Origin of the sequence: Falsirhodobacter sp. 20TX0035 (assembly GCF_028307215.1) — a bacterium.
GTDB lineage: Bacteria > Pseudomonadota > Alphaproteobacteria > Rhodobacterales > Rhodobacteraceae > Falsirhodobacter.
Map to the genome: position 1 here is coordinate 79,037 of NZ_JAQMHV010000006.1, position 24,345 is coordinate 103,381.

Below are 24,345 nucleotides of genomic sequence, written 5' to 3' on the forward strand. Positions count from 1 at the left end.
GGCCATCCTGTCATTGCGATCGCAAGGGCATCGCCGGTATCAAGATTGCAGACCATCGGGGACGGAGATCGCGGATGACGGGAAGCGACACGCTGCTGCGGGTGGAAGGCCTGACCAAGGCCTATCCCGGCGTGGTGGCCAACAGCGAGGTCGGATTCTCCCTCCGCCCCGGCGAGGTGCACGCCCTGCTGGGCGAGAACGGCGCCGGGAAATCCACGCTGGTCAAGATGATCTACGGCCTCGTCACCCCCGATTCCGGCCGCATGGTGCTGTCGGGGCAGGACTTTGCCCCCGACCGGCCCGCCACCGCGCGCCGTGCGGGCGTGGCGATGGTGTTCCAGCATTTCAGCCTGTTCGACGCCCTGACCGTGGCGGAAAACGTGGCGCTGGGCATGGAAGCCCCGCCCCCCATGCGCGACCTGGCCCGCCGCATCCGCGAAACGTCCGCCACCTACGGCCTGCCGCTGGACCCCGCCCGCATCGTAGGGGACCTGAGCGCGGGCGAACGCCAGCGGGTGGAGATCATCCGCTGCCTGCTGCAGGACCCGAAACTCCTGATCATGGACGAACCCACCTCCGTCCTGACCCCGCAGGAGGTGGACATCCTGTTCAAGACCCTGCGCAAGCTGTCGGCCGAGGGCACGGCGATCCTGTACATCAGCCACAAGCTGGAAGAGATCCGCACCCTGTGCGACCACGCCACTATCCTGCGGCGCGGCAAGGTCGTGGCAACTTGCGTTCCCCGTGACCGCACGGCGCGCGAGCTGGCCGAACTGATGGTCGGCGCGGTCCTGACCCCGCCCGCCCGCGCCGCCACCCCCAAGGGGGAGGTGATGCTGGAGGTGACGGGCCTGTCCGCCCCCTCCCCCATTCCGTTCGGGACGGCGCTGAAGGACATCCGCCTGTCGGTCCGCAAGGGCGAGGTGCTGGGTATCGCGGGCGTGGCGGGCAACGGCCAGGACGAGCTTTTGCTGGCGCTGAACGGCGAACTCCGCAGCGCGCCCGACGCCCTGCGCATCGGTGGCCAGCCCGTGGGCGACAAGGGGCCCGAGGCGCGACGTCTCGCCGGGCTCGTCTCCGCCCCCGAGGAGCGGCTGGGCCACGCCGCCGCCCCCGACATGACGCTGACGGAAAACGCGCTGCTGTCGGGCGCGATCCGCCAGAAGCTGGTGCGGCACGGCTTCATCGACTGGACCAAGGTCCGCGCCTTTGCCAACACCATCATCCGCGATTTCGACGTCCGCACCCCGGGGACCGAGGTGGCGGCCCGGGCCCTGTCGGGCGGCAACCTTCAGAAGTTCGTGGTGGGCCGCGAACTGTCGCAGGGGTCCGAGGTGATCGTGATCAACCAGCCCACCTGGGGCGTGGACGCCGCCGCCTCGGCCTTCATCCGGCAGGCGATCCTGGACCGGGCGGCGGGCGGCGCGGCCGTGGTCGTGATCAGCCAGGACCTGGACGAGCTCTTGGAGATCGCGGACAGCTTCGCCGCGCTGAACGAAGGGCGGCTGAGCCCGCCGCGCCCCGTGGCGGGGCTGACCGTGGAGGAGATCGGCCTGATGATGGGTGGCGCGCATGGGATGGAGGTGGCCCATGATGCGGCTTGAAAAACGGGCCACGCCGTCGCGCGCGTGGTCGGTGGCGACGCCGGTGCTGGCGGTCCTCCTCACGATGATCGCGGGCGGCATCCTGTTCGCGATGCTGGGCAAGGACCCGGTGGCGGCGATCCGCACGATCTTCTGGGATCCGCTGTTCAACCCGCAATTCGCGGCCTATTCCCGCCCGCAGCTTCTGGTGAAGGCAGGCCCGCTGATCCTGATCGCGATCGGCCTGTCGCTGGGCTTCCGCGCCGGCGTCTGGAACATCGGGGCCGAGGGGCAATACGTCGTGGGCGCCCTGACCGGGGCCGCGGCGGGCCTCGCGCTCTATCCCATGGAGAGCCGCCTGATCTTTCCGCTGATGGTGATCGCGGGGGCGCTGGGCGGTCTTCTCTGGGCCATGATCCCGGCCATCCTGCGCACCGTCTTCCGCACGAACGAGATCCTCGTCTCGCTTCTGCTGGTCTACGTGGCGCAGGCGCTCTTGTCGTCGATGGCGCTGGGCGCGCTGCGCAACCCGCAGGGCGGCGGCTTTCCCGGATCGCGCAACCTGTCGCAATGGGCCTCCTCGGCCAACCCCGAGCTGATCGCGGGCACGGGGATGCACTGGGGCGTCGTCGCGGCCTTCATCGCCGTGATCTTCGCCTACATCCTGCTGCAACGGCACATGCTGGGCTTTTCCATACGGCTGACGGGTCAGGCCCCGCGCGCCGCGCGCTTTGCCGGCGTGTCGCCGCGCCGGCTGGTGATCCTGTGCTTCGGCATCTCGGGCGCGCTGGCCGGGCTGGCGGGGCTGTTTGAGGTGACGGGACCGGCCGGCCAGATCAGCCTCGATTTCGCGCAGGGCTACGGCTTCACCGCGATCATCGTGGCGTTTCTGGGCCGTCTGAACCCGATCGGCATCCTGCTGGCGGGCCTGTTGATGGCGCTGACCTATATCGGCGGGGAACTGGCGCAGTTCATGCTGGGGGTTCCGGCCGCCGCGATTCAGGCGTTCCAGGGGATGCTTCTGTTCTTCCTTCTGGCGGTGGACATCCTGACCAACTACCGCATCCGCTGGGCACGGGAGGCTTCGTGATGGACATTGGCGGCATCAACCTCGTCACGCTTCTCGCCACGCTGATCGTGGCCTCCGTCCCCATCCTGATGGCGGCGCTGGGAGAGATGGTGGTCGAGAAGTCCGGCACCCTGAACCTTGGGGTGGAAGGCATGATGATCATGGGCGCGGTCACGGGCTTCGTGGTGGCGGTGACGACCGGGAACCCCGTTCTGGGGTTTCTGGGCGGTGCGGCGGCCGGGGCCGCGATGGCGGGGCTGTTCGCGCTGCTGACGCAGGTGCTTCTGGCCAACCAGGTCGCGTCCGGCCTTGCGCTGACGCTGTTCGGGCTGGGATTGTCCAGCCTTATGGGTCAGGGCTGGAACGGCATCCGCCCGCCCCTGACAGGCGACGTGCCCCTGGGGCCGCTGGCCGACATCCCCGTGCTGGGGCCGATCCTCTTTTCCCACGACTGGATGGTGTATCTGTCGCTGATACTGGTCGTGGCGATCTGGTGGTTCCTGCGGGCCACGCGCGCCGGCCTGATCCTGCGCGCCGTGGGCGAAAGCCACGAGGCCGCGCACGCGCTGGGCTACAAGGTCCGCCGTATCCGCACGGGGGCGATCCTGTTCGGCGGGGCCATGGCGGGCATGGGCGGGGCCTATGTCAGCCTGGTGCGCGTGCCGCAATGGACCGACGGCATCACCTCCGGCGCGGGCTGGATCGCGCTGGCCATCGTGGTCTTCGCCTCGTGGAAGCCGTGGCGCGTCCTGATGGGCGCGTGGCTCTTCGGCGGGATCAGCGTGCTGCAGCTGAACCTGCAGGCCGCCGGATCGCGCATCCCGGTCGAGTATCTGACGATGTCGCCCTACATCATCACGATCCTTGTTCTTGTTCTGATATCCTCAGGGCGCGGGCGCGCGATGGGCGCGCCGGCCGACCTTGGCAAGACGTTCCACGCTTCGCACTGAAACACAGGGAGACTTTCATGAAACGCAGACTGCTTCTGGCCACCGCCGCCGCGCTGATGGCGCTGCCCGCCGCGTCCTTCGCCCAAGGGATGGACAAGGTGAAGGCCTGCTTCATCTATGTCGGCCCCGTGGGCGACGGCGGCTGGACCTATCAGCACGATCTGGGCCGTCAGGCACTGGCGGCGGAATACGGCGACCGCGTCGACGCCACCACCTATCAGGAATCGGTGCCCGAAGGGGCCGACAGCGAACGCGTGATGACGCAGATGGCGCTGTCGGGCTGCAACATCATCTTCGCCACCTCGTTCGGCTACATGGACGCGGTGAACAACGTCGCGGCAAAGTTCCCCAACGTGAAGTTCGAACACGCCACCGGCTACCGCCGCGACCATGCCAACGTGTCCACCTATGACGCGCGCTTCTACGAAGGCCGCGCCGTCACGGGCACGATGGCCGGCCTGATGACAAAGTCGGACAAGATCGGCTACATCGGCTCCTTCCCGATCCCGGAAAACATCCAGGGCATCAACGCGGCCTATCTGGCGGCGAAGAAGGTGAACCCCGACGCCACGATGTCGGTCGTCTGGGCCTACACCTGGTTCGACCCCGCGAAAGAGGCCGACGCCGCCCGCGCGCTGATCGAACAGGGCGTGGACGTGATCCTGCAGCACACGGATTCGACCGCCCCGCTGGCCGAGGCGGCCAAGACCCCCGGCGTGGTCGGCTTCGGCCAGGCGTCCGACATGGCGGAGTTCAAGCCGAGCCCGCGCGTGGCGTCGATCATCGACAACTGGGCGCCCTATTACATCGAACGCGTGGGCGCGCTGCTGGACGGCACCTACGAACAGGGCGCGACTTGGGCCGGCATCGCGGGCGGAGAGGTCGAGATCGGCGAGATCACGGACGCCGTTCCCGCCGAGGTGAAGACCAAGGCCCAGGAGGTGCGCGACGCCATCGCCGCCGGCACCCTGCACCCGTTCACCGGCCCCCTGAAGAAGCAGGACGGTTCGGACTGGCTGGCCGAGGGCGAGACGCCCGACGACGCGGAACTGGCCGGCATGAACTTCTATGTCGAAGGCATCACGGGCGAGATCCCGAACTGATGCCCCGGAACTGACCGAGGTGGGGCGCGGTGTTCCGCCGCGCCTCGTCACGCCCCCGTGACGGGGCACGCGATCCGGTGCACAAGGGTTGGGCGATTCTGTCCGGAGATCCGATGCGCCCCGTTCGCCTTCTTGCCCTTTTGATTCTTGCCGTGCTGGCCGCCTGCGGGCCGCGGGAACCCATGTCCGTTCCCGGCCTGCCCCGCCAGTTCGGGGATGCCGCACCCTACGCCTGGCGCGGCCGCAACGTGCCGGCCGCCTATCCGGTGCACGGCATCGACGTGGCCCGCTATCAGACCAACGTCGACTGGGGCACCGCGCGCAGCTATGGCGTGCGCTTCGCGTTCATAAAGGCGACAGAGGGCGGCGACTACACCGACCCGATGCTGAACAACCACCGCTCCGCCGCGCGGGCGGCCGGGATCCCGTCCAGCGCCTATCACTACTACTACTTCTGCCGCACGCCGCAGGAACAGGCGGCTTGGTACATCGCCAACGTGCCGCGCCGCGCGGGCGATCTGCCCCCTGTGCTGGACATGGAATGGACCCCCACCTCGCGCACCTGCACCCGCCGCCCCCCGGCCGAGGAGGTGCGTCAGGACGCGGCGATCTTCACGTCGATCCTGACACAGTATTACGGCCAGCGCCCCATCATGTACCTGACCGTGGACTTCTTCCGCGACAACGAGATGTGGCGCGTGCCGGGGGTGGAGTTCTGGCTGCGCTCCGTCGCGGGTCACCCCTCCGAGGTGCACCCCGGCCACGACTGGACCTTCTGGCAATACACCGGCACGGGCCTGATCCCGGGCATCGACGGGCGCGTGGACATCAACGCCTTCCGCGGCAGCGAGCCGGAATGGGCGGTCTGGCTGGCGCAGCGCACGCAGCGCTGATCAGGCGCGGCGCAACCGCCCCAGCACCACCGCCACGGCAAAGATCCCCGCAGCGGCGGTGACGATCGACGGACCGGCCGGCGTGTCGAAGTGATACGAGGCCCAAAGGCCCAGAAGCGCCGCCCCCGCCCCGACCGCCGTGGCGCCCACGGCCATCGCCTCGGGGCCGCGGGCCAGCGCCCGCGCCGCCGCCGCCGGCACGATCAGCAGGGCCGAGATCAGGAGCGCCCCCACGATCTTCAGCGAGATCGCGACCACCAGCGCCAGCGCCACGGTCAGCACCAGCCTTTCCCGCGTGGGGGACAGGCCGTCCGCATGGGCCAGATCCTCGTTCACGGTGGTCAGCAGAAGCCGGTCCCAGCGCCAGACGATCAGGGCCACCACCAGCGCCGCCCCGCCCCAGATCACGGCCAGATCGGCGCGCGACACGGCCAGGATGTCGCCAAAGAGATAGCTCTCAAGGCTCAGCTGCACGTTTTGAACGAAGCTGATCGCCACAAGGCCCAGCGCCAGCGCGGCATGGGCCAGAACGCCCAGCACCGTGTCCGCCGCCCAGCCGCGCCCCGTCAGGTTCGCCACGGTCAGGCCCATGGCGGCGGCCACGCCCGCGGCCCCCACGGCCACCGGCAGGTCGCTGGCCAGCGCCAGGGCCACGCCCAGAATGGCCGCATGCGCCGTCGCGTCGCCGAAATAGGCCATGCGCCGCCACACCACGAAAACGCCCAGCGGCCCGGTCGAACAGGCGACCCCCACCCCGGCCAACGCGGCCCGCGTCAGGAAATCGTCAAGCATGGTCGTGCCCCTCGCAGCCGTCGTGGTGGTGCCCGTGATCGTGGCGGTGCTGATACAGCGCCAGCGCCCCCCGCGTGCCTTCGCCGAACAGCGCGCGGTATTCGGGGGCGTTTGACACCACGTGCGGCGTGCCTTCGCAGCAGACATGCCCGTTCAGACACACCACCCGGTCCGAGGCCGCCATCACGACGTGCAGATCATGGCTGACCATCAGGACGGCAGCGCCGGTTTCGGCGCGCACCTCTTCCAGCAGGCGGTAGAAGGCGGCCTCCCCCGGCTGGTCCAAGCCTTGCGTCGGTTCGTCCATCAGGATCGCCTCGGGCTTCACCAGCAGGGCGCGGGCCAGAAGGACGCGCTGCATCTGCCCGCCCGACAGGCCGGACATGGGCCGCGCCTCCACCCCCGGCAGGCCGACGCGCGCCAGCACGGCCGCGATGTTGGCGCGCGACTGGCGGCGGGGCAGCGACAGGAAGCGTGCAACGGGCAGCGGCAGGGTGGGGTCCAAGGTCAGCTTCTGCGGCACATAACCGATCCGAAGCCCCGCCTTCCGCGTCACCCGGCCCGAAATGACGGGCACGATGCCCAGCAGCGTGCGCAGCAGGGTGGACTTGCCGGACCCGTTGGGGCCGACGATCGTCACGATCTCCCCCGGATGCAGTTTCAGGGACACGTCCTGCAACACGGACTGCGCGCCCAGTGTGACGCTCACCCCTTCGGCTTCGATCAGGGTCATGCGGCCTCGCGGCAGGTGGGGCACAGGCCGACGGCCTCCACGTTGGACCGTTCGATCACGAAGCCCAGATCCGCCGCCGCGGCGTCCAGCGCCTCGCGCACCGGCTCGGCCGGGGCCTCGGCCACGATGTTGCAGGTGCGGCAGATCAGGAAGGCCGGGGCGTGCGCCTCGCCTGGATGCATGCAGGCGGCGAAGGCGTTCAGGCGACGGATGCGATGGGCCAGCCCCTGCTCCACCAGAAACTCCAGCGCGCGATAGGCGACGGGCGGCTGGTTGCCGAAGCCCTCGGTCGACAGGCGCTGCAGAACATCATAGGCGCCCAGCGCGCGATGCTCTTCCAAAAGGATCTCCAGCACGCGGCGGCGCACGGGGGTCAGGCGCAGGCCCTTTTCGGCCGCTATGTCCTCGGCACGCTTCAGGACATCGCCGGAGCAATGGGCATGATCGTGGCGGGCAAAGGCCAGCGGGTCCATGAGGGCACCTCTTGACGTGTTACGTTATCACATTTATTCCACATGGGCATGGAATGAAAGGGCATCAAGATGCGTTATACCATACCGCTGCTGCTGGCGAGTGTCGCCGCCACCCCCGCGCTTGCGGATGTGCAGGTCGTGACCGACATCTCTCCGATCCACTCTCTGGTGGCGCAGGTCATGGGGGACACGGGCACGCCGGACCTGATCCTGCCGCCGGGCAGCGATCCCCATCACTTCCAGCTGAAGCCCAGCCAGGCGGGCGCGATCCAGGACGCCGACCTCGTGATCTGGCTGGGGCCGGAGATGACGCCCTGGCTGACCGCCGCCCTGAAGGCGCGGGGTGGTGAGGAGCTGGAGCTTCTGCATGTCGACGGCCTGACCCAACGGCAATACGCCGAGGGCGCGCATGAGGAGCATGACCACGACGACCATGATCACGCCCACGACCATGAGCACGAGCATGAGCATGAGCATGACCACGGCGAGGGCGAGGAGCACCATCATCACGAAGGCCTAGACCCCCATGCCTGGCTGAACCCCGACAACGTGCTGGTCTGGCTGGACGCGATCGAGGGCAAACTTTCGGAGATGGATCCCACCAACGCCGAAGCCTACGCCGCCAACGCCAAGGCCGCCGAGGACGACATTCGCGCCTTGGACGCCGACCTGACCGAGCAGCTGGCCCCGGCAAAGGGCAAGCCCTTCGTGACCTTCCACGACGCCTATGGCTATTTCACGGACCATTACGACCTGACCTCGGCGGGCGCGATCTCTCCGGGTGACGCGTCCTCCCCCTCGGCCCGCCGTCTGGCCGAGATTCGTGAGCAGGCCGGCCCCGCCACCTGCATCTTCCCTGAAGTGCAGCACGATCCGAAGCTGGCCCAGCAGATGGCCGACGATGCGGGCGTGACACTCGGCCAGCCGCTGGATCCGGAGGGCGCGCAGCTGACGGCGGGTCCGCAGCTTTATGGCCAGTTGATGCACGGTCTGGCCGACACGCTGACCGCCTGCCTGAAGTGACTGTCTGGGCGGGCCGCCCCCACGGCCCGCCCCACCGGATCATGGAACCTTCGCGGAAACCAAGGGGCCGCCTGCCGCGTTGCCCCTGCGCCCGCATCCGGAGACATCCATGGCCCTCGATCCATCCACCATCTGCGTGATCGCCAACCCCAAGTCGGGGCGCAACAGTCACGACGCCCAGGCGATCGACACCGCCATGGCCGTGTTCGGCAGCGCCACCCTGCGCCGCTGGAAGGAAGGCGAGGATCTGAAGGACGCCGTCCGCAAGGCGGTGGAGGACGGCTTCACCACGATCGTCGCCGCCGGGGGTGATGGCACGGTGATGGGCGTGGCGAACGCCTTGGTGAACACCGACGTGAACCTGGCCGTGCTGCCCCTGGGCACCTTCAACTACTTCGCCCGCGGTCTGGAGCTTTCGCAGGAGCCTGACGAGGCCGCGCGCGCCATCCTGAACGGACGCCCGCACCGCATCTCGGTCGGGGCCGTCAACGGTGTGGTGTTCCTGAACAACGCCAGCCTCGGGATCTATCCCGCCATCCTGAAGCAGCGCGAATCCGTCTATGAACGCTTCGGCCGCCGCCGGGTGGCCGCGCATTGGTCGGTGCTGAAGACCTTCCTGCGCTATCGCCGCCCGTGGCGCGTCACGCTGGAGGTGGACGGCGAACGCCGGCAGGTGTCCACCCCCCTGATCTTCGTGGCCCGCTCCGCCTATCAACTGGAACGGTTCGGCCTTCCCGGCTCGGCCGAGATCAGCGACGACGATCTGGTGGCCTTTATCGCCAAGGGCGAAGGCCGTACCTCGCTTCTGAAGACGACGTTGCACCTGTGCCGGGGCAAGGTGCAGCTGGGCCGCGACGTGGACCTGCTGCACGTGAACGAGTTCACGGTGGAAACGAAGAAATCCAGCCTCCTCGTCGCCTATGACGGCGAGAAGGCCCGCATGGACACGCCCCTGAAGTTCGAGATCCTGCGCGACGCGCTGTCGATCATCCTGCCCGACGAGGCCGACCGGGTGAAAACCCCATGAGGCGGATCGTCCACCTGTCGGATCTTCACTTCGGCCGCACCTCCCCCGCCCTGCTGGAACCGCTGCTGGACGAGGTGAACGCGCTGGCCCCGGATCTGTGCGTCATCTCGGGCGATTTCACCCAGCGCGCCCGCCGCTGGCAGTTCGAGGAGGCGCGGTCCTTCATCGACCGCATCAACGCCCCCATCTTGGCCGTGCCCGGCAACCACGACACGCCGCTGGACAACCTGTGGATCCGGCTGACCCGGCCGTGGGACCGGTACCGGGAGTTCATCGACAAGAACCTGGAGCCAACCTTCGAGAACGACCGCATGCGCGTGGTCGGCGTGAACACCGTCAACCGCTGGGTGCATCAGACGGGGCGCCTGTCCTCCCGTGCGCTGAAACGCGTGTGCACGGCCTTTGCCGATGCCGGCGACAAGGCCCGCATCGTCGTCCTGCACCACCCGCTGGAGCATCTGGAGGGCAGCGACAAGCGCCTGATGCGCGGATCGGCCAAGGCGCTGAAGGCGCTGGCCGAATGCGGGGCCGACGTGGTGCTGTGCGGGCACATCCACACCACCCATATCGGGCCCTTCACCACCGCGCCGGGGCTGCTGTTCGTTCAGGCGGGCACGGGCCTGTCCACGCGGTTGCGCCTGCAGGACAACAGCTTCAACGTGCTGGACGTGTCGCGGGCCGAGATGTCGGTGCGGGCCATCTCGGCCAGCGCGGACGCGGTGTTCGAGGAAACGGCCGCCCACACCTTCCGCCGCGCGCCCGAAGGCTGGTTGCGGCTGGACAGCTAGGCCAGCCGCAGCGCCATGTCGAGCATGCGATTCGAAAAGCCCCATTCGTTGTCGTACCAGCCGAAGACGCGCAGAAGACCCTGATCGGTCCGCCGCGTTTCGGGCGTGGCCATGACGATGCTTTCGGACCGCGCCCGCAGATCGGTGCTGACCAGCGGTCCGTCCACCGCGCCGAGGACGCCGCCCGCCGTGTGGAAGGCCAGGTTCACCGCGTCCACATCGGCGGGACGTTCCGTCATCACCGCCAGATCCACCGCCGAGACGGAGGCCACGGGCACCCGCACCGCGGACCCCTGCACCCGCCCCGCCAGATCGGGCAGCACGAGGTCCAAGAGCCGCTGGGCCGAGGTCGTGGTGGGCACCATCGACAGCGCCGCCGCGCGGGACCGGGCGAAGTCTGCGGCCGGCGCGTCCATCGTCGGCTGGCTGCCGGTGTAGCAGTGGATCGTGGTCATGGTGCCGGTGACCACGCCCCATTCGGCGTCCAGAAGCTTCACCAGCGGGGCCAGCGCGTTCGTGGTGCAGCTGGCGTTGGAGATGATGCGGTGTTGGGCGGTCAGCGCGCCCTCGTTCGCGTCCAGAACCAGCGTCACGTCGGCCGCGCGGGAGGGGCCGGAGACCAGAACCCGGCGGGCTCCGGCGGTCAGGCCGCGTTCGGCCACTGCGCGCGTGTCGGCGCGGCCCGTGCATTCCATCACCACGTCGATGTCCGACAGGTCCAGCACCGACAGGTCGGGCGTCCGGTGCAGCGGGATCGCACGGCCGTTCACGACCAGCGCCCCACCCTCCAGCGCGACGGTTCCGGGGAACGGGCCGAAGACGCTGTCGTACTGGAACAGGTAGGCGCACATCTCGGCCGCCGCGATGTCGTTGATGCCCGCGATCTCCGCCTCCGGCCAGCCGCCCTGCGACCACGCCCGCAGGACGGACCGCCCGATCCGTCCGAACCCGTTGAGGAATATCCGCATTGCGCCCTCCGTTCATCCGCCCCTTGTCCAAGCACGGATGCGCAGCGGGCGCAATCGGTCAGCCCAGTTCGGCCAAGCGGGCGTGAAGGTGCTTCACGAGGTCGGCTCCAAACCCGAACGGGCGGCCGGCATCGCGAGATACCCCTTTTCCGCCCCTTCCGGATCCACCACTAGAAGCAAGGCGGGAGAGACCTCCGCACCTTCCTCGGGCGCGCAGGCCAGGGTGGCGATGCGGCCACATCCAAGGGTGCTGCCAGTTCGATGGTCATACTTGCCTCTGCACCAAGGCTCGGTTGGGGAAGTTGCGTCACGATCTGCCGGCGTTCATCCGGGGGCGCATGGCCGTCGGCCCTCGCCCGCACCAGACGCGCGGCCAGATCGTCCGCGATGTGGCCAAGCCTAGCTGAAGCCCTCGCACAAGGGTCCGGATCCGGCGCGAGGCCACCCGTTCCAGCGAGGGTGCGCGGCCGAATCGACACTTTTCGTGGCGGCCTTGTCCGCCTGCCAGTGCTTCCATGCGCTTCGACCACGGCGACACCCTGACCTTTTGGACCGGCCAAGGCCACCTTGCCGGGGGCTCGGTCAGAAAACTTCAGCTCCACAACCGAAAGGCGACAATTGGGGTGACACGGATGCTTTCCTGATTAAGCAATCATGCAAATCGCCAATGGACGACCGGCAGCTTTATCGGAAAGACCACCTATTAGCGCAATCAAAAATGTTGATTAAAAATAACTACAGGAAAATGTTGCCGGAAAAGAGGCGTGAGTGCTCTTGCAGAAGGGACAAGCATCGCTGGACCGGGCGGCGGAACAGCAGGCCAAAGGTTGATCAGTAGAATGAAGTATGATTTCATCGACGTAACGCGGGCTTTGGCGGCCTTTGCCGTTGTGGTGTCCCACACACAGGCACTCATCATCGATCGCCCTCTCGCTTCCGGGGCGGTTCATAAAATGCTCAGCCTGCTCACCTCGCAGGGTCACACGGCCGTTGTGGTGTTCTTCGTGATCTCCGGGTTCTGGATCACCCGATCCGTGGATCGAGCCGGAGCAGCCTTTTCGTTCAAGGACTACATGCTGGCCCGCTGCACGCGCCTGTGGCTTGTCCTGATCCCGGCCTTGTTGATCGGAATGGGCATTGACGCCTTGGGAAGCGGGAGGTTCGCCTCCGCCCTGTATGAAGGAACACAAGGATCTTTGACGCTTTCCTTCGACGTCAAAGACCGACTGTCGGTGATGGCTTTCCTCGGCAACGCGCTGTTTCTTCAGGATATCGCGGTGAAGGCTTTGGGTTCCAATGGACCGCTTTGGACTATTGCCTGCGAATTCTGGTATTACGTGTACTTTCCGCTCGCTTATCTTGCCATAAGGTCGCGCAATTGCCTGGGGATCACGCTGGCTGTGGTCGCCTTTTTCTTCCTCCCCAGCATCTCCCTGTTTTTCTGCTGGATGATGGGAGGGGCCGTTTATCTGGTGGCCGAGCGTCTTGGAGCAGACCGCCGCTTTCATTGGGCCGTTCCTGCGGCGTGCCTTGCGGCATTCGGCGCAACCATTGTTCTGCTGAAGTTCGTTTCCCTGCACTGGATCGCAAGCGATCTGCTGCTGGCCGCCATCTTCGCCCTTTTCATGGCCGTCGGCATGAGGTCTTCTTTCGGAGAGGCCAAGGGGCTGGGCCTGCTCGCAAGGCTGGGAAGCCGGTCCTCCTACTCCCTCTATGCCACGCACATGCCCATCATCGTGTTCATCTGCAACTTCATCACGCCCGAACAGCGCATCCCGGCCGGTCTTTACCCTTGGGCGCTGGTCATGCTCATCCCACTGGTGGCCGTTGCATTCGCGATCGTCTTCTCATGGTTCACAGAAGATCAGACGGTCAGGGTGAAGAACTGGATCGCCACCCCCCGAAAGGCGCCTCCGCTGTGGCCCAGCGGGGCCTGAGAGGGATAGCAAGCGCCGTTTCGAGGGCTTGACCATCTGGACTCCCCAACATCAGCACCGGTTGAAGACGTTCGGTTGAGCGGCTTCAACCACGCTGCGGCCCCCGAGAATGGACTTTCCGCCAAGCAAAGGCCAGTCACGTGCTGGCCTTATGATCTCGCAATCGATGCGGAACTTCGTCGCTTTGCCCGTCACAAGGACGAGGTGCGCCTCGTACCGACAGGTTCGGGATGGATCGCCTGACCCACGCCCGGCTGCGGATCGGGCCAACCGCCCCTGCTTCCGGCGCAACCTTATATTCTGGCCATTGTCCTGGAGCCGGTCATCAGGCGGAAGTTTCGCCCGTAATAAAGCGCGGCGACCATCAGGATCGTGTCTACGCCGAACTGGAAGAAGAACACGACTTCGACCCCCATCAACATCACCTCCCGCACCATCAGCAGGGCTAGGAACAACGAGGCTGCCGAGGGACTCCGTACTGCCCATACCAGGCTGAAATACACCGCGGAAAAGAACACCACGGCCTGCAGGGCCACCCCGACCAACCCAATCTCGACGGCGTTGGAAATCAAGGTGTTATGGAAGTTGAAGCCGCCCCGCGTCGAGATGCCGAACTCGGCCCACAACTCTTCGGCCCGAGGATTGCCCTGAACCCAGAAGGCCTGAAACCCCGTTCCCAGAAACGGCCGCTGCATGATCTCGCCAAAGGCCACGTGCCACAGGTCGGTCCGGCCTGTAAGGGTCACGTCCTTTCCGGTGGTGTTCAGGAATGCAAGCGCAAGATCATCGGCCATCGTCGAGAGCATGACAGCCATCGACACCGCCAGAACCGCCGCCAGCACGATCACGACCACCCGCGCATTCGCCTTCATCCGGTGCAGCACCATGATGGGCATCAGGGTTGCGATCGAAGCGGCTATGGCCACCAAGGCCCCCGTGGAATTTCCCATCACCATGAGCATCGCCCCCAACCCGGCCCCCGGCAGAGCCAGCCCGCGCCAGAGGCGCGGCATCCGGCGATCAAGAAGAACGGCAAGGGACACCAGCAGCAGCACGCCCATCGCAAAAGCCAGCGAGTTCTTGCTGCCATAGATTCCCAGAAAACCCATCCCCCCGCTGCGCGCCCGGCCCGATGCCAGACTGAGAAGGCCTGCAATCCCATAGCTCAGCAAGACGATCTTGATCAGCGCCTGTGGCGTGATCCTCTGGCAGATGGCGATGGCGATCATCACGGTCAGGCCGAGCTGGATCCCGTAGCGTAAGCTGAGCGCCGGATAATCCGACCAGGCCAACGAGACGAGGCACCAAAGCGCCATCACGATCAGCAACCATTCCCGACGCATGCCCCGCAGCGTCCCGTCGGGATTTGTCACGATCAGCGCCATCCCCGACAGCAAGAACAACAGAACACCCTTGGCCCCCAAGAGAGAGACAAGCGTCAGCCCCAGGATCGCCAGGAACGAAAAAACAACTTCGGGTGCCCACGGGATCGTCAGCCCCTTCCGGCGAACCGCCCGCCTTGCGACCCGGGGGGACGGCTGCGGAAACGTGGCGTGGTCACTCAACATGCAATCGAACCTAAACAGACAGGGTGGGTCCAGGAGGACGGGACAGCTCACAAGCCACGGGCTTGCCCCACGGCTTCCTACATCTTTAGCGGTCGGCGTGCGTGCAACCAATGCATTTCATGCTTGACCGTTTACATCATGCCCCGTGCCAACGCAGCAGGGGCGTGATGTATACCAACGATGACCATCTGCAACGTCGTAACGCTTCCACACCACCGATCACAACAGAGGATGTGACGGGGTGATCAACCAAACGCAAGCGCAAGCTTCTTCCTCTGGACGCGTTCGAAGGCAGCGTCAGGGCGCCCGCCCTCCAAATGAAGCGATCACATCGAAGGGAACTTGCTGGACCGACTGCGACATCGGGTTGGCTGACATGCAGGTTTGAAGCCTTGGAACAAGGACACATCGAACGCCTGCGGAGCTCAGCGTGAAACTCGCAAGTATCGACATGTCCCATCGAGAGCACCGTGAAAGCGTTTGCCGCGACCCTTGCGGCCTGACCATGGCCGCAGCCGCCGCCCCCCGCGATGGCCAGACCACGCTGAACGTCTACTACGCTTGGCCCGGGCACAGCTTCGGCGCGGCGGAGCGATCCACCGTGTTGCCTCTTCCCGCCGAAGGCATCACGGCACACGTGCATCAAGCGCCAACTTATTCCCGAGTAAATAAATCAGGCTTTACAAGCCCGAGATAATCACTAAGGATTTGAGTCACAGAGCCACTTGTCCCGCAGGAATGCCATGACACACCGCCCCCCGGAAAAGCCCGACACGGACCTGACCGAAGTCTTGCGGCAGGTGTTGTCCGGCCTTGCCCCGACCCACGGGTTTTCCCTTCTCATCGACCGACTGGAGCGCAGATCATGAACGCGATGACCGACCTTTCCCACCTGATCGACACCAGCATGCCCGTGCATGACGCCACCCGCCTGACGGATGGCGGCAATCAGGCGCGGATCGTGCTGAACGGGCAGATCTACAGCCTGCGGATCACACGGGCGGGCAAGCTGATCCTGACGAAGTGAACGAAAAAGGCCCGCCGGATGGCGGGCCTTCTCCTGCTGGGAGGCTGGTTCAGGCCTTCGCTTCGATCGCGTCCCAGATCAGGGCCGCGCCGTTGGTGCCGTCGAACCGCTCCAGCTCCTGAAGGCCGGTGGGCGAGGTCACGTTGATCTCGGTCAGCCAGTCGCCGATCACGTCGATGCCGACGAAGATCTGGCCCTTTTCGCGCAAGGTCGGGCCGATGATGCGGCAGATATCGCGGTCGCGCTCCGTCAGTTCCACCTTTTCGGGGCGGCCGCCCACATGCATGTTCGACCGCGTCTCGCCCGCCTGGGGCACACGGTTGATCGCGCCGATCGGTTCGCCGTTCACCAGGATCACGCGCTTGTCGCCCTTGGACACGGCAGGCAGGAACTTCTGAACGATCAGCGGCTCGCGGTTGATGCCGGTGAACAATTCGTGCAGCGAGGCAAGGTTGCGGTCGTTCGGGTCCAGCCGGAACACGCCCGCGCCGCCGTTGCCGTAAAGCGGCTTCAGGATGATGTCGCCATGACGCGCCTTGAACTCGCGGATGGTGGCAAGGTCGCGGGCGATCATCGTGGGCGGCGTCAGGTCCGGGAAGGTCAGGACCAGCAGCTTTTCCGGGAAGTTTCGCACCCAGAACGGGTTGTTCACGACCTGCACGCGGTCGGGAAGCATGTCCAAGAGATGCGTCGTCGTGATGTAGCCCATGTCGAAGGGCGGGTCCTGCCGCAGCCAGACCACGTCGAACCCCGCCAGATCCACGACCTGCGTGTCGCCGAACGTGACGTGATTGCCCTTTTCGCGCCGCAGCGTCATGAACTGCCCGCGCGCCGTGATCCGCCCCTCGTCGAACGCAAGGTGTTCGGGCTGGTAGTGGAACAGCTCGTGCCCGCGCGCCTGCGCTTCCAGCGCGATGCGGAAGGTGCTGTCGCCGTCGATGTTCACGGACCCGATCGGGTCCATCTGGAATGCGACCTTCATGCGGTATCTCCTTCTTTGCGCCCTGTTCTGGCGCAGCTACTGGACATTGGCAATGACCTCCACCCGCCCGTCCACCACCAGTGCCACGTCGAAACGGCACTCGGTGCGCTGGCCCAACGGCTCGTCCCCCAGCCACGCCAGGGCAGAGTTGCGGATGCGGGCAATCTGGCGTGGCTGCAGGGCGAGGGCGGCGTTCCGGCCCGCCTTCACCTCCACGAAGATCACCCGGGCGCCGTCGCGCAGGATCAGGTCGATCTCTCCTCCCGGGCCCTTCCAGCGGCGGGCGGCCACGGGAAGGTCGTAATGGCGGATGACGATGTCCTCTGCCGCAAGCCCGGCATGGTGGTTCGTGGCGCTCACAGCTTCAGGGCCAGCTGGTAGACGTCACGTTTCGGCAGGTTCAGGCGGGCCGCGACCTCGGCCGCGGCGTCCTTGACGCTGGCATGTTCAAGGGCGGCGCGCAGGGCGGTTTCCACATCGGCCTCGGTCGCGGCTTGCGGCAGCGCGCGGTCGATCAGCACCACGATCTCCCCCTTCACCGAAGCGTCGGCATAGGCCTCGGCCAGCGCGGGCAGCGTGTCGCGCACCGTTTCCTCGAACTTCTTGGTCAGTTCGCGGCACACCACGGCCGAACGGTCGCCCAGCACCTCCGCCATGTCGCGCAGGGACGCCGCCAGCCGCTTGGGGGATTCGTAGAAGATCAGCGTGGCCTGCACGCCCGCCACCTCGGCCAGCGCCTTCTTGCGCGCGCCGGAGGCGGAGGGGAGGAACCCCGCGAACAGGAACCGGTCCGACGGCAGGCCCGACACCGTCAGCGCCGCCAGAACGGCCGAGGGCCCCGGCGCGGTCAGCACCGGCAGGCCGGCGGCGATGGCCGCGCGGCCCAGTTCGAACCCCGGATCGGACACCAGCGGGGTTCCTGCCTCGGACGCGTAGGCGACGGTCTTGCCGTCTTCCATCGCCCGGATCAGGCGGGGGCCCGCGCTGTCGCCGTTGTGGTCGTGATAGGCGACCATTGGGCGGCCGTTCAGCGGGATGCCGTGGATTTCCATCAGGTGGCGCAGGGTGCGCGTGTCCTCGGCCGCCAGAACGTCGGCGTCGCGCAGGATGTCCAGCGCGCGCAGCGTGATGTCGCGCGCCGCACCGATCGGGGTGGCCACGAAGTGAAGCCCAGCCGCCAGCGCCATGTTCCGTCCTTCCAAAAGTTGCTTTCCCCCTCCTGCCGCCCTAGGCTCTGCCCCGAAGTGCCACAGGGATGAGGAATACGCGAATGTTGTCCGTTTTCAGCCGCGCCCGCAAGCAGATGGGCCGCGCCGTCGTCGCCCTGTCGGCGCTTGCGCTTGCCGCGTGCCAGCCGATCGACACGGCCGGGACCGCGCCTGCGGCCAGCCGCGGCGGGGCCGTGCAGGTCGCCCTTCTGGTTCCGTCGGGATCGGGCAAGGCCAGCGACGAGGATCTGGCCCGCGCGCTGGAAAACGCGGCCCGTCTGGCGATCCGCGATCTGGGCACCAGTCAGATCCTGCTGCAGGTCTATCCGACCGCCGGTCAGGCCGGCAACGCGGCGGCCCAGGCGCAAAAGGCCGTCGGTGCGGGTGCCGACATCATCCTCGGCCCGCTTTACGCGGCCGAGGCGAATGCGGTAGGCGCCGCCGTGCCGCAGAACATCAGCGTGCTGGCCTTCTCCAACAACACCTCGGTCGCGGGCGGGAACGTCTTCGTGCTGGGCCAGACCTTCCAGAACACCGCGCGCCGGCTGGCCAGCTACGCCCAAGGGCGGAACTCCGGCCGGATGATGATCGTCTATGACAGCACCGCCGCCGGCGAGGCGGGCCGTGCCGCCATCACCGCCGGCGCGCAGCAGGCGGGCGCCACGATCGTCGGGCAGGAAGGCTACAGCTTCTCGCAGAACGGGATCCAGCAGGCGGCGCCGGGCATCGCCCAGCGCGCGCAGGGGGCGGGTGCCAACTCCGTCTTCCTGACGGCCGACACGGCAGGCGCCCTGCCCGCCATCACGGCCGCCCTGCGCAGCAACGGCCTTGCGCCGGAAATGGTGCAGTTCATCGGCCTGACCCGCTGGGACATTCCGGCCGAAACGCTGGGCCTGCCCAGCCTGCAGGGCGGCTGGTTCGCCCAGCCCGATCCCGCGCTGTGGGGCGGCTACGTCCAGCGCTACACTCAGGCATACGGCCGCGCGCCGCACCCGGTGTCGGGCCTTGCCTATGACGGCGTGGCGGCCATCGGCGCGCTGGTGAAGGCGGGCAAACCGCTCAGCCGTCCGGCGCTGACGCAAAGCGCGGGCTTTGCCGGAACGGGCGGCGCCTTCCGTCTGCTGCCCGACGGCACCAACGAACGCGCGCTCGCCGTCTCGCAGATCTCCAACAACCAGGTGAGCGTGATTGACCCTGCCCCCCGTAGCTTCCGTGGTGGCTTCGGCTTCTGAGCCGGGGCCCCGCGACGGCCTTCTGACCGGCCTTCCGACCGAAACGGGCCTTCTGGCGGCGATCCGCGCCGATCTGGCCCGCCCCTTCGATCCCCGCGCGGCGCGCGAGGTGGCCGTCCGCCACCTGACCGCCGCGCGGGTGGCGACGGAAGCCCGGCTGAAGGCCAGCTTTGCCGAAAACCCCCTCTCCTCGCGCGCGCTGATCCGCGATCAGGCGCGGCTTGTGGACGCCATGGTGGGCGCGGCCTTTCATCTGGCCTGCGACCTGCACCTTGACGGGCAGACTCCCGTGGCGGTGCTCGCCGTCGGCGGCTACGGCCGGGCCGAGATGGCGCCGTTTTCCGACGTGGACCTGCTGTTCCTGACTCCGCCCCGCAGCACCCCGCAGATCGAGGCGGCGGTGGAGGCCACGCTTTACATCCTGTGGGACCTGAAGCTGAAGGTGGGCCACGCCACCCGGTCCATCCGCGACTGCCTGCACATGGCGCGCGAGGACATCACCATCCGCACCGCCCTTCTGGAACACCGCGTGCTGACGGGCGACTCGGCGCTGGCCGCCGAACTGCCCGAACGCCTGTGGACCGACCTGTTCCGCAAGTCGGGGCCGGAGTTCATCGAGGCCAAGCTGGCGGAACGCGCCGAACGCCACCGCCGTCAGGGGGGCCAGCGCTATGTGCTGGAACCCAACGTGAAGGAAGGCAAGGGCGGGCTGCGCGACCTTCAGACGCTGTACTGGATCGGGAAGTACCTGCACCGCGTGCCCCGCGCCGAAGGCTTGGTCGCGGCCGACCTGTTCACGCGCGAGGAGTATGAGACCTTCCGCGACGCCGAGGACTTCCTCTGGACCGTGCGCTGCCATCTGCACTACGCGGCCAACCGCGGCGTGGACCAGCTGACCTTCGACATGCAGGTGGAGGTGGCGGCCCGCATGGGGTACGAGGATCGCCCCGGCCGCCGCGGCGTGGAACGCTTCATGCAGGCCTATTTCCGGCAGGCGACGACGGTGGGCGAACTGACCTCCATCTTCCTGGCCGAACTCGAAGCCCGCCACGCCAAGCGCGAGCCGGACCTTCTGGGCCTGATCCGCCGCCGCAAGGCGCTGCGCCCGCAGTTCCGCCTGTCCCACGGCCGGATCGAGATCCGCGATCCCCAGACCTTCCTGGCCGACAAGCTGAACCTTCTGCGCATCTTCGAAGAAACGCTGCGCACCGGCTACATGATGCACCCGGACGCAGCGCGTCTGGTGGCGGCCAATCTGGACCTGATCGACGAGGACATGATCCAGAACCGCGAGGCGAACCAGATCTTCCTTGATCTGCTGCTGAAGCACGGCAACCCCGAACGCGCCCTGCGCCGCATGAACGAGGTGGGGGTGCTGGGCGCCTTCATGCCCGAATTCGGACGCATCGTCGCGATGATGCAGTTCAACGTCTACCACCACTACACGGTGGACGAACACACGATCCAGTGCATCTCCACCCTCGCCCGGATCGAGAAGGGGGAGCTGGCGGACGAGCTGCCCATGACGCCCGAGGTGATGCAGGGTGCTAACCGCCGCGTCATCTACATAGCACTTCTGCTGCACGACATCGGCAAGGGCCGGCCCGAGGATCACGCCATCATCGGCGCACAGATCGCCCGCCGCGTCGCCCCCCGCCTTGGCCTGACGGCCGAGGAGTCGGAGACGGTGGAATGGCTGGTGCGCCATCACCTCCTGATGTCGGACGTGGCGCAGAAGCGCGATATCTCCGACCCGCGCACGGTGCGGGATTTCGCCAAGGCCGTGCGGTCGCGCCGCCGTCTGGACCTGCTGACGATCCTGACCGTGTGCGACATCATCGGCGTGGGACCGGGCACGTGGAACAACTGGAAGGCGCAGTTGCTGCGCCAGCTGCACCGCGACACCGAAACCGTGCTGGAAGGCGGGATGGAAACGCTGAACCGGCAGGCCCGCGAAGGCGAGGCCCGCCGCGCGCTGCGCGAGGCGCTGGCCGACTGGGACCCGCGCCAGCTGCGGGCCGAGATGAACCGCCACTATCCCCCCTACTGGCAGGGGCTTCCGACCTCGGCCCATGTCGTGCTGGCGGGGATGCTGCGGGGCTTGGGCGATGACGAGATCCGGATCGAGCTGGACGCCGAACCCGACCGCGCCGCCACCCGCGCCTGCTTTGCGCTGGCCGATCATCCGGGCATCTTCTCGCGCCTTGCCGGGGCCTTGGCGCTAGCGGGGGCGAACGTGGTCGACGCGCGCACCTACACCACCAAGGACGGCTACGTGACCACCGTCTTCTGGGTGCAGGACGCCGACGGCGCCCCCTACGAGGTGGCCCGCCTGCCCCGCCTGCGCCAGATGATCGAACGCATCCTGAAGGGAGAAGTCGTGACCCGCGAGGCCCTGGCGGATCGCGACAAGGTGAAGAAGCGCGAAAGCGCCTTCCGCTTTCCCACCCACATCGTCTTCGACAACGAAGGATCCGAGATCTACACGATCATCGAGGTGGACACGCGGGATCGTCCGGGCCTGCTTTATGACCTGACCCGCACGCTGGCGACCGACAACATCTACATTGCGTCGGCGCAGATCGCGACCTATGGGGCACAGGTCGTCGACACCTTCTATGTGAAAGACATGTTCGGACTGAAATTGCACAACAGGTCCCGCCGCGAAAGCCTGGAGGCAAAGCTGCGCCGCGCCATCACCGAAGGCGCGGCGAGGGCGGGGCGTTGAGTCGCAGCCTTGTGCGCGGCTTCCTGACCGTCGGCGGCTGGACCTTCGGGTCGCGGCTGGCCGGGTTCACCCGCGACATCATGATGGCCGCCTATCTGGGCGCGGGCCCCGCGGCCGAGGCGTTCCTTGTCGCCTTTTCCCTGCCGAACATGTTCCGCCGCTTCTTTGCCGAAGGGGCGTTCAACATGGCCTTCGTGCCGATGTTCGCCAAGAAGGTCGAAGGAGACGAGGATCCGAAGGGCTTCGCCCGCGACGCGTTCAACGGTCTGGGCACGGTGCTGGTCGCGGTCACGCTGATCGGCACGCTGGCGATGCCGCTGCTGGTCTGGGCCATGGCCTCGGGCTTCGGGGGCGACGAACGGTTCGGGCTGGCGGTGGAATACGGGCGGATCGGGTTCGTCTACATCCTGTTCATCTCCCTTGTCGCGTTGATGTCGGGGGTGCTGAACACCCATGGCCGCTTCACCGAGGCGACGGTCGTGCCCGTGCTGATGAACATCGTGTTCATCCTGGCGATGCTGCTGGCCGACCGGATGAACTGGGACATGGGCCTGACGCTGGCCTGGACGGTGCCGGTGACGGGGATCGCGCAGTTCGCCTTCACCTGGTGGGCGGCGCGGCGGGCGGGCTACACCTTCCTGCCCGGCCGCCCGCGCCTGACGCCCGAACTGAAGCGCCTGCTGATCATCGCGGGGCCGGCCGTGCTGGCGGGCGGCGTGGTGCAGGTGAACCTTCTGGTGGGCCGGCAGGTCGCGTCCTTCACCGAAGGGGCGGTGGGCTGGCTGTCCTATGCCGACCGGCTGTATCAGCTTCCCTTGGGCGTGGTGGGCATCGCCATCGGCACGGTGCTGCTGCCGGAACTGTCGCGCCGCCTGCGCGCCGGGGACCATGAGGGCGGGCGCGCCAGCTTCAACCGCGGGATGGAGTTCGCGGCCCTGCTGACCCTGCCCGCCGCCGTGGCGCTGGTGGTGCTGGCGCTGCCTTTGGTGCAGGTCCTGTATCAGCGCGGCGCGTTCACGGCGCTGGACACGCACAACACGGCACTGGTGCTGGCGGCCTACGGCCTTGGCCTGCCGGCCTTCGTGCTGCACAAGCTGTTCCAGCCCCTGTATTACGCGCGGGAGGACACGCGCAGCCCGTTCCGCTTCGCCCTGTGCGCGATGGGGGTGAACGTGGTCTTCGCCGTGGGGCTGATGCCGGTGATGGGGTTCCTTGCCGCCGCGCTGGCCACCACGGTGTCCGGCTGGGTCATGTTCGCGCAGCTGTGGTGGGGGGCACGGCGGATGGGGGATGCGGTGCGTCCCGACGCCCGGCTGAAGGCGCGGCTGCCGCGAATCCTCCTCGCCTCGGTCGTGATGGGCGGGGTGCTTTGGGCGGCGACGCAGGCGCTGGCGGGCCCGCTGGCCGCCCCCACCCTGCGTTACGGGGCACTTGCGGCGCTGGTCGCGTTGGGGATCGTCAGCTATTTCGGCTCGGCCTTCCTGCTGGGGGCGTTCCGCCCGTCCGACATGAAGGCCGCGATGCGCCGTCAGCGCTGACGGACGCGGGCGATCACGCGCGACCAGCCGCCGGGGCTGACGAGGAAGGACAGCAGGAACCCGGCGGCGAAGCCCGCAAGGTCCGCCACCCATTGCAGCCCGCCCCCGAACAGCGCCGCGAAGATCAGCTGCACCCCCATCAGAAGGCCGATCAGGCTGAATGCGCGGTAGGGGTTGCTGCCCGTGCCGGCCAGGTTCACCCACAACAGGAAGGTGAAGCCACCGATCAGCCCGTAGACGGCGGGATAGGCGCCATAGAGCGGCATCACGTTTCCGGGCAGCGCCATGAAGACCAGCGCCCCGGCGATGGCCGCGCCGAAGAACACGACCAGAACGGCCACCGGGCGGAACGCCTCGCCCACGGTCTTGCCCAGCGCCAGAAGGATCACCACGGCAAAGATCGCCTGCGTGACCGACCCCTGCACGAAGGGATAAAGGACGATCCGCATCACGTGCTGGGGCGGCCAGTCGCCCGCCGCCCACATCGCCTTGAAGATCTGCGGAAAGAACGCGAACCGCTCCACCGCCTCCAGCCGCCAGCCCAGCGCGCCGGGGTTGGAGGTCAGCCCCGACTGGCCCAGCGCGAAGGCCAGTTCCATCGCGATCATGGGCAGCGCCAGCAGCCACACGACCCAGGGGAGCGGATTGATCGGAGCCTCGGTCTGCATCGCTTTTCCTTGCCTTGCCACGGCCCCCAGCGTTAAGCGGAAACCCTGACACATT

Annotated in this window: 23 protein-coding genes; 14 read left to right on the forward strand and 9 right to left on the reverse strand. The window is 67.2% G+C overall.

Going from position 1 to position 24,345, the window contains the following annotated elements; translation table 11 throughout:
- Positions 1-74: 74 nt before the first annotated feature.
- The 5 genes from PIJ50_RS09240 to PIJ50_RS09260 all read left to right on the forward strand — a co-directional run bounded on the left by PIJ50_RS09240 (position 75) and on the right by PIJ50_RS09260 (position 5,598).
- Entirely contained in the window at positions 75-1,604 is a 1,530-nt protein-coding gene (locus tag PIJ50_RS09240; protein ID WP_271974643.1) for an ABC transporter ATP-binding protein, read from the forward strand.
- Positions 1,591-2,673: an ABC transporter permease gene (locus tag PIJ50_RS09245; protein ID WP_271974645.1), complete on the forward strand. Its 1,083-nt coding sequence runs from the start codon at positions 1,591-1,593 to the stop codon at positions 2,671-2,673. The genes PIJ50_RS09240 and PIJ50_RS09245 overlap by 14 nt, the downstream gene beginning before the upstream one ends.
- On the forward strand, positions 2,673-3,602 hold the full coding sequence (locus PIJ50_RS09250) for an ABC transporter permease (protein ID WP_271974766.1): 930 nt from the start codon (positions 2,673-2,675) through the stop codon (positions 3,600-3,602). Before PIJ50_RS09245 ends, PIJ50_RS09250 begins: the two co-directional genes overlap by 1 nt.
- Before the next feature lie 17 nt (positions 3,603-3,619).
- Complete coding sequence (locus tag PIJ50_RS09255) at positions 3,620-4,705, forward strand: BMP family ABC transporter substrate-binding protein (protein WP_271974647.1); 1,086 nt, start codon at positions 3,620-3,622, stop codon at positions 4,703-4,705.
- A 113-nt stretch (positions 4,706-4,818) separates the two neighbouring features.
- Positions 4,819-5,598 carry a GH25 family lysozyme gene (locus PIJ50_RS09260; protein ID WP_271974650.1) on the forward strand — a complete coding sequence of 260 codons (780 nt, stop codon included), beginning with the start codon at positions 4,819-4,821 and terminating at the stop codon, positions 5,596-5,598.
- Here PIJ50_RS09260 and PIJ50_RS09265 read toward each other — a convergent pair whose 3' ends face one another.
- The 3 genes from PIJ50_RS09265 to PIJ50_RS09275 are packed head-to-tail and all read right to left on the reverse strand — an operon-like array spanning position 5,599 to position 7,596.
- Positions 5,599-6,390, reverse strand: coding sequence for a metal ABC transporter permease (locus tag PIJ50_RS09265; RefSeq protein WP_271974651.1), 792 nt, complete (start codon positions 6,388-6,390; stop codon positions 5,599-5,601).
- Positions 6,383-7,123 carry a metal ABC transporter ATP-binding protein gene (locus tag PIJ50_RS09270; RefSeq protein WP_271974652.1) on the reverse strand — a complete coding sequence of 247 codons (741 nt, stop codon included), beginning with the start codon at positions 7,121-7,123 and terminating at the stop codon, positions 6,383-6,385. The genes PIJ50_RS09265 and PIJ50_RS09270 overlap by 8 nt, the downstream gene beginning before the upstream one ends.
- Entirely contained in the window at positions 7,120-7,596 is a 477-nt protein-coding gene (locus tag PIJ50_RS09275; RefSeq protein WP_271974654.1) for a Fur family transcriptional regulator, read from the reverse strand. The genes PIJ50_RS09270 and PIJ50_RS09275 overlap by 4 nt, the downstream gene beginning before the upstream one ends.
- A gap of 69 nt (positions 7,597-7,665) precedes the next feature.
- Here PIJ50_RS09275 and PIJ50_RS09280 point away from each other — a divergent pair, with 69 nt between their 5' ends.
- From PIJ50_RS09280 to PIJ50_RS09290, 3 genes are all read left to right on the forward strand, one after another.
- On the forward strand, positions 7,666-8,619 hold the full coding sequence (locus PIJ50_RS09280; protein WP_271974656.1) for a zinc ABC transporter substrate-binding protein: 954 nt from the start codon (positions 7,666-7,668) through the stop codon (positions 8,617-8,619).
- 109 nt (positions 8,620-8,728) lie between these two features.
- The gene (locus PIJ50_RS09285; protein ID WP_271974658.1) at positions 8,729-9,646 is read left to right on the forward strand and encodes a diacylglycerol/lipid kinase family protein; all 918 of its coding nucleotides are present in this window, start codon (positions 8,729-8,731) and stop codon (positions 9,644-9,646) included.
- On the forward strand, positions 9,643-10,434 hold the full coding sequence (locus PIJ50_RS09290; protein WP_271974660.1) for a metallophosphoesterase family protein: 792 nt from the start codon (positions 9,643-9,645) through the stop codon (positions 10,432-10,434). The genes PIJ50_RS09285 and PIJ50_RS09290 overlap by 4 nt, the downstream gene beginning before the upstream one ends.
- On the opposite strand, the gene PIJ50_RS09295 is transcribed toward PIJ50_RS09290, so the two are convergent.
- A complete protein-coding gene (locus PIJ50_RS09295; RefSeq protein ID WP_271974662.1) occupies positions 10,431-11,402 on the reverse strand; it encodes a type I glyceraldehyde-3-phosphate dehydrogenase in 972 nt (323 codons plus the stop codon). The two genes, PIJ50_RS09290 and PIJ50_RS09295, sit on opposite strands and share 4 nt — an antisense overlap.
- Positions 11,403-12,241: 839 nt before the next feature.
- On the opposite strand from PIJ50_RS09295, the gene PIJ50_RS09300 reads away from it, so the two are divergent.
- Entirely contained in the window at positions 12,242-13,339 is a 1,098-nt protein-coding gene (locus PIJ50_RS09300; RefSeq protein ID WP_271974663.1) for an acyltransferase family protein, read from the forward strand.
- Positions 13,340-13,632: 293 nt separating this feature from the next.
- Here the strand turns inward: PIJ50_RS09300 and PIJ50_RS09305 are convergent, their stop codons facing one another.
- The gene (locus PIJ50_RS09305) at positions 13,633-14,907 is read right to left on the reverse strand and encodes an O-antigen ligase family protein (RefSeq protein ID WP_271974665.1); all 1,275 of its coding nucleotides are present in this window, start codon (positions 14,905-14,907) and stop codon (positions 13,633-13,635) included.
- 743 nt (positions 14,908-15,650) lie between these two features.
- Between PIJ50_RS09305 and PIJ50_RS09310 the strand changes: the two genes are divergently transcribed.
- Together PIJ50_RS09310 and hemP are read left to right on the forward strand one after the other, a co-directional pair.
- Positions 15,651-15,776, forward strand: coding sequence for a hypothetical protein (locus tag PIJ50_RS09310; RefSeq protein ID WP_271974667.1), 126 nt, complete (start codon positions 15,651-15,653; stop codon positions 15,774-15,776).
- 5 nt (positions 15,777-15,781) lie between these two features.
- Positions 15,782-15,934, forward strand: coding sequence for a hemin uptake protein HemP (gene hemP, locus PIJ50_RS09315; RefSeq protein ID WP_442900727.1), 153 nt, complete (start codon positions 15,782-15,784; stop codon positions 15,932-15,934).
- A 49-nt stretch (positions 15,935-15,983) separates the two neighbouring features.
- On the opposite strand, the gene gshB is transcribed toward hemP, so the two are convergent.
- From gshB to rsmI, 3 genes are read right to left on the reverse strand one after another with little or no spacing between them, the layout of a single operon-like run.
- Complete coding sequence (gene gshB, locus PIJ50_RS09320) at positions 15,984-16,916, reverse strand: glutathione synthase (RefSeq protein ID WP_271974669.1); 933 nt, start codon at positions 16,914-16,916, stop codon at positions 15,984-15,986.
- Between the two features lie 36 nt (positions 16,917-16,952).
- Positions 16,953-17,276 (reverse strand): YraN family protein, encoded by a 324-nt coding sequence (locus tag PIJ50_RS09325; RefSeq protein WP_271974671.1) that lies wholly within the window; start codon positions 17,274-17,276, stop codon positions 16,953-16,955.
- Positions 17,273-18,103: a 16S rRNA (cytidine(1402)-2'-O)-methyltransferase gene (rsmI, locus tag PIJ50_RS09330; protein WP_271974673.1), complete on the reverse strand. Its 831-nt coding sequence runs from the start codon at positions 18,101-18,103 to the stop codon at positions 17,273-17,275. Before rsmI ends, PIJ50_RS09325 begins: the two co-directional genes overlap by 4 nt.
- A gap of 83 nt (positions 18,104-18,186) precedes the next feature.
- Between rsmI and PIJ50_RS09335 the strand changes: the two genes are divergently transcribed.
- The 3 genes from PIJ50_RS09335 to murJ are packed head-to-tail and all read left to right on the forward strand — an operon-like array spanning position 18,187 to position 23,622.
- Complete coding sequence (locus PIJ50_RS09335; RefSeq protein ID WP_271974675.1) at positions 18,187-19,356, forward strand: penicillin-binding protein activator; 1,170 nt, start codon at positions 18,187-18,189, stop codon at positions 19,354-19,356.
- Positions 19,340-22,084 carry a [protein-PII] uridylyltransferase gene (locus PIJ50_RS09340; RefSeq protein ID WP_271974769.1) on the forward strand — a complete coding sequence of 915 codons (2,745 nt, stop codon included), beginning with the start codon at positions 19,340-19,342 and terminating at the stop codon, positions 22,082-22,084. The genes PIJ50_RS09335 and PIJ50_RS09340 overlap by 17 nt, the downstream gene beginning before the upstream one ends.
- The gene (murJ, locus tag PIJ50_RS09345) at positions 22,081-23,622 is read left to right on the forward strand and encodes a murein biosynthesis integral membrane protein MurJ (protein WP_271974676.1); all 1,542 of its coding nucleotides are present in this window, start codon (positions 22,081-22,083) and stop codon (positions 23,620-23,622) included. The genes PIJ50_RS09340 and murJ overlap by 4 nt, the downstream gene beginning before the upstream one ends.
- Here the strand turns inward: murJ and PIJ50_RS09350 are convergent.
- Positions 23,613-24,290 (reverse strand): rhomboid family intramembrane serine protease, encoded by a 678-nt coding sequence (locus PIJ50_RS09350; RefSeq protein WP_271974677.1) that lies wholly within the window; start codon positions 24,288-24,290, stop codon positions 23,613-23,615. The genes murJ and PIJ50_RS09350 overlap by 10 nt on opposite strands.
- Between the last annotated feature and the right edge of the window lie 55 nt (positions 24,291-24,345).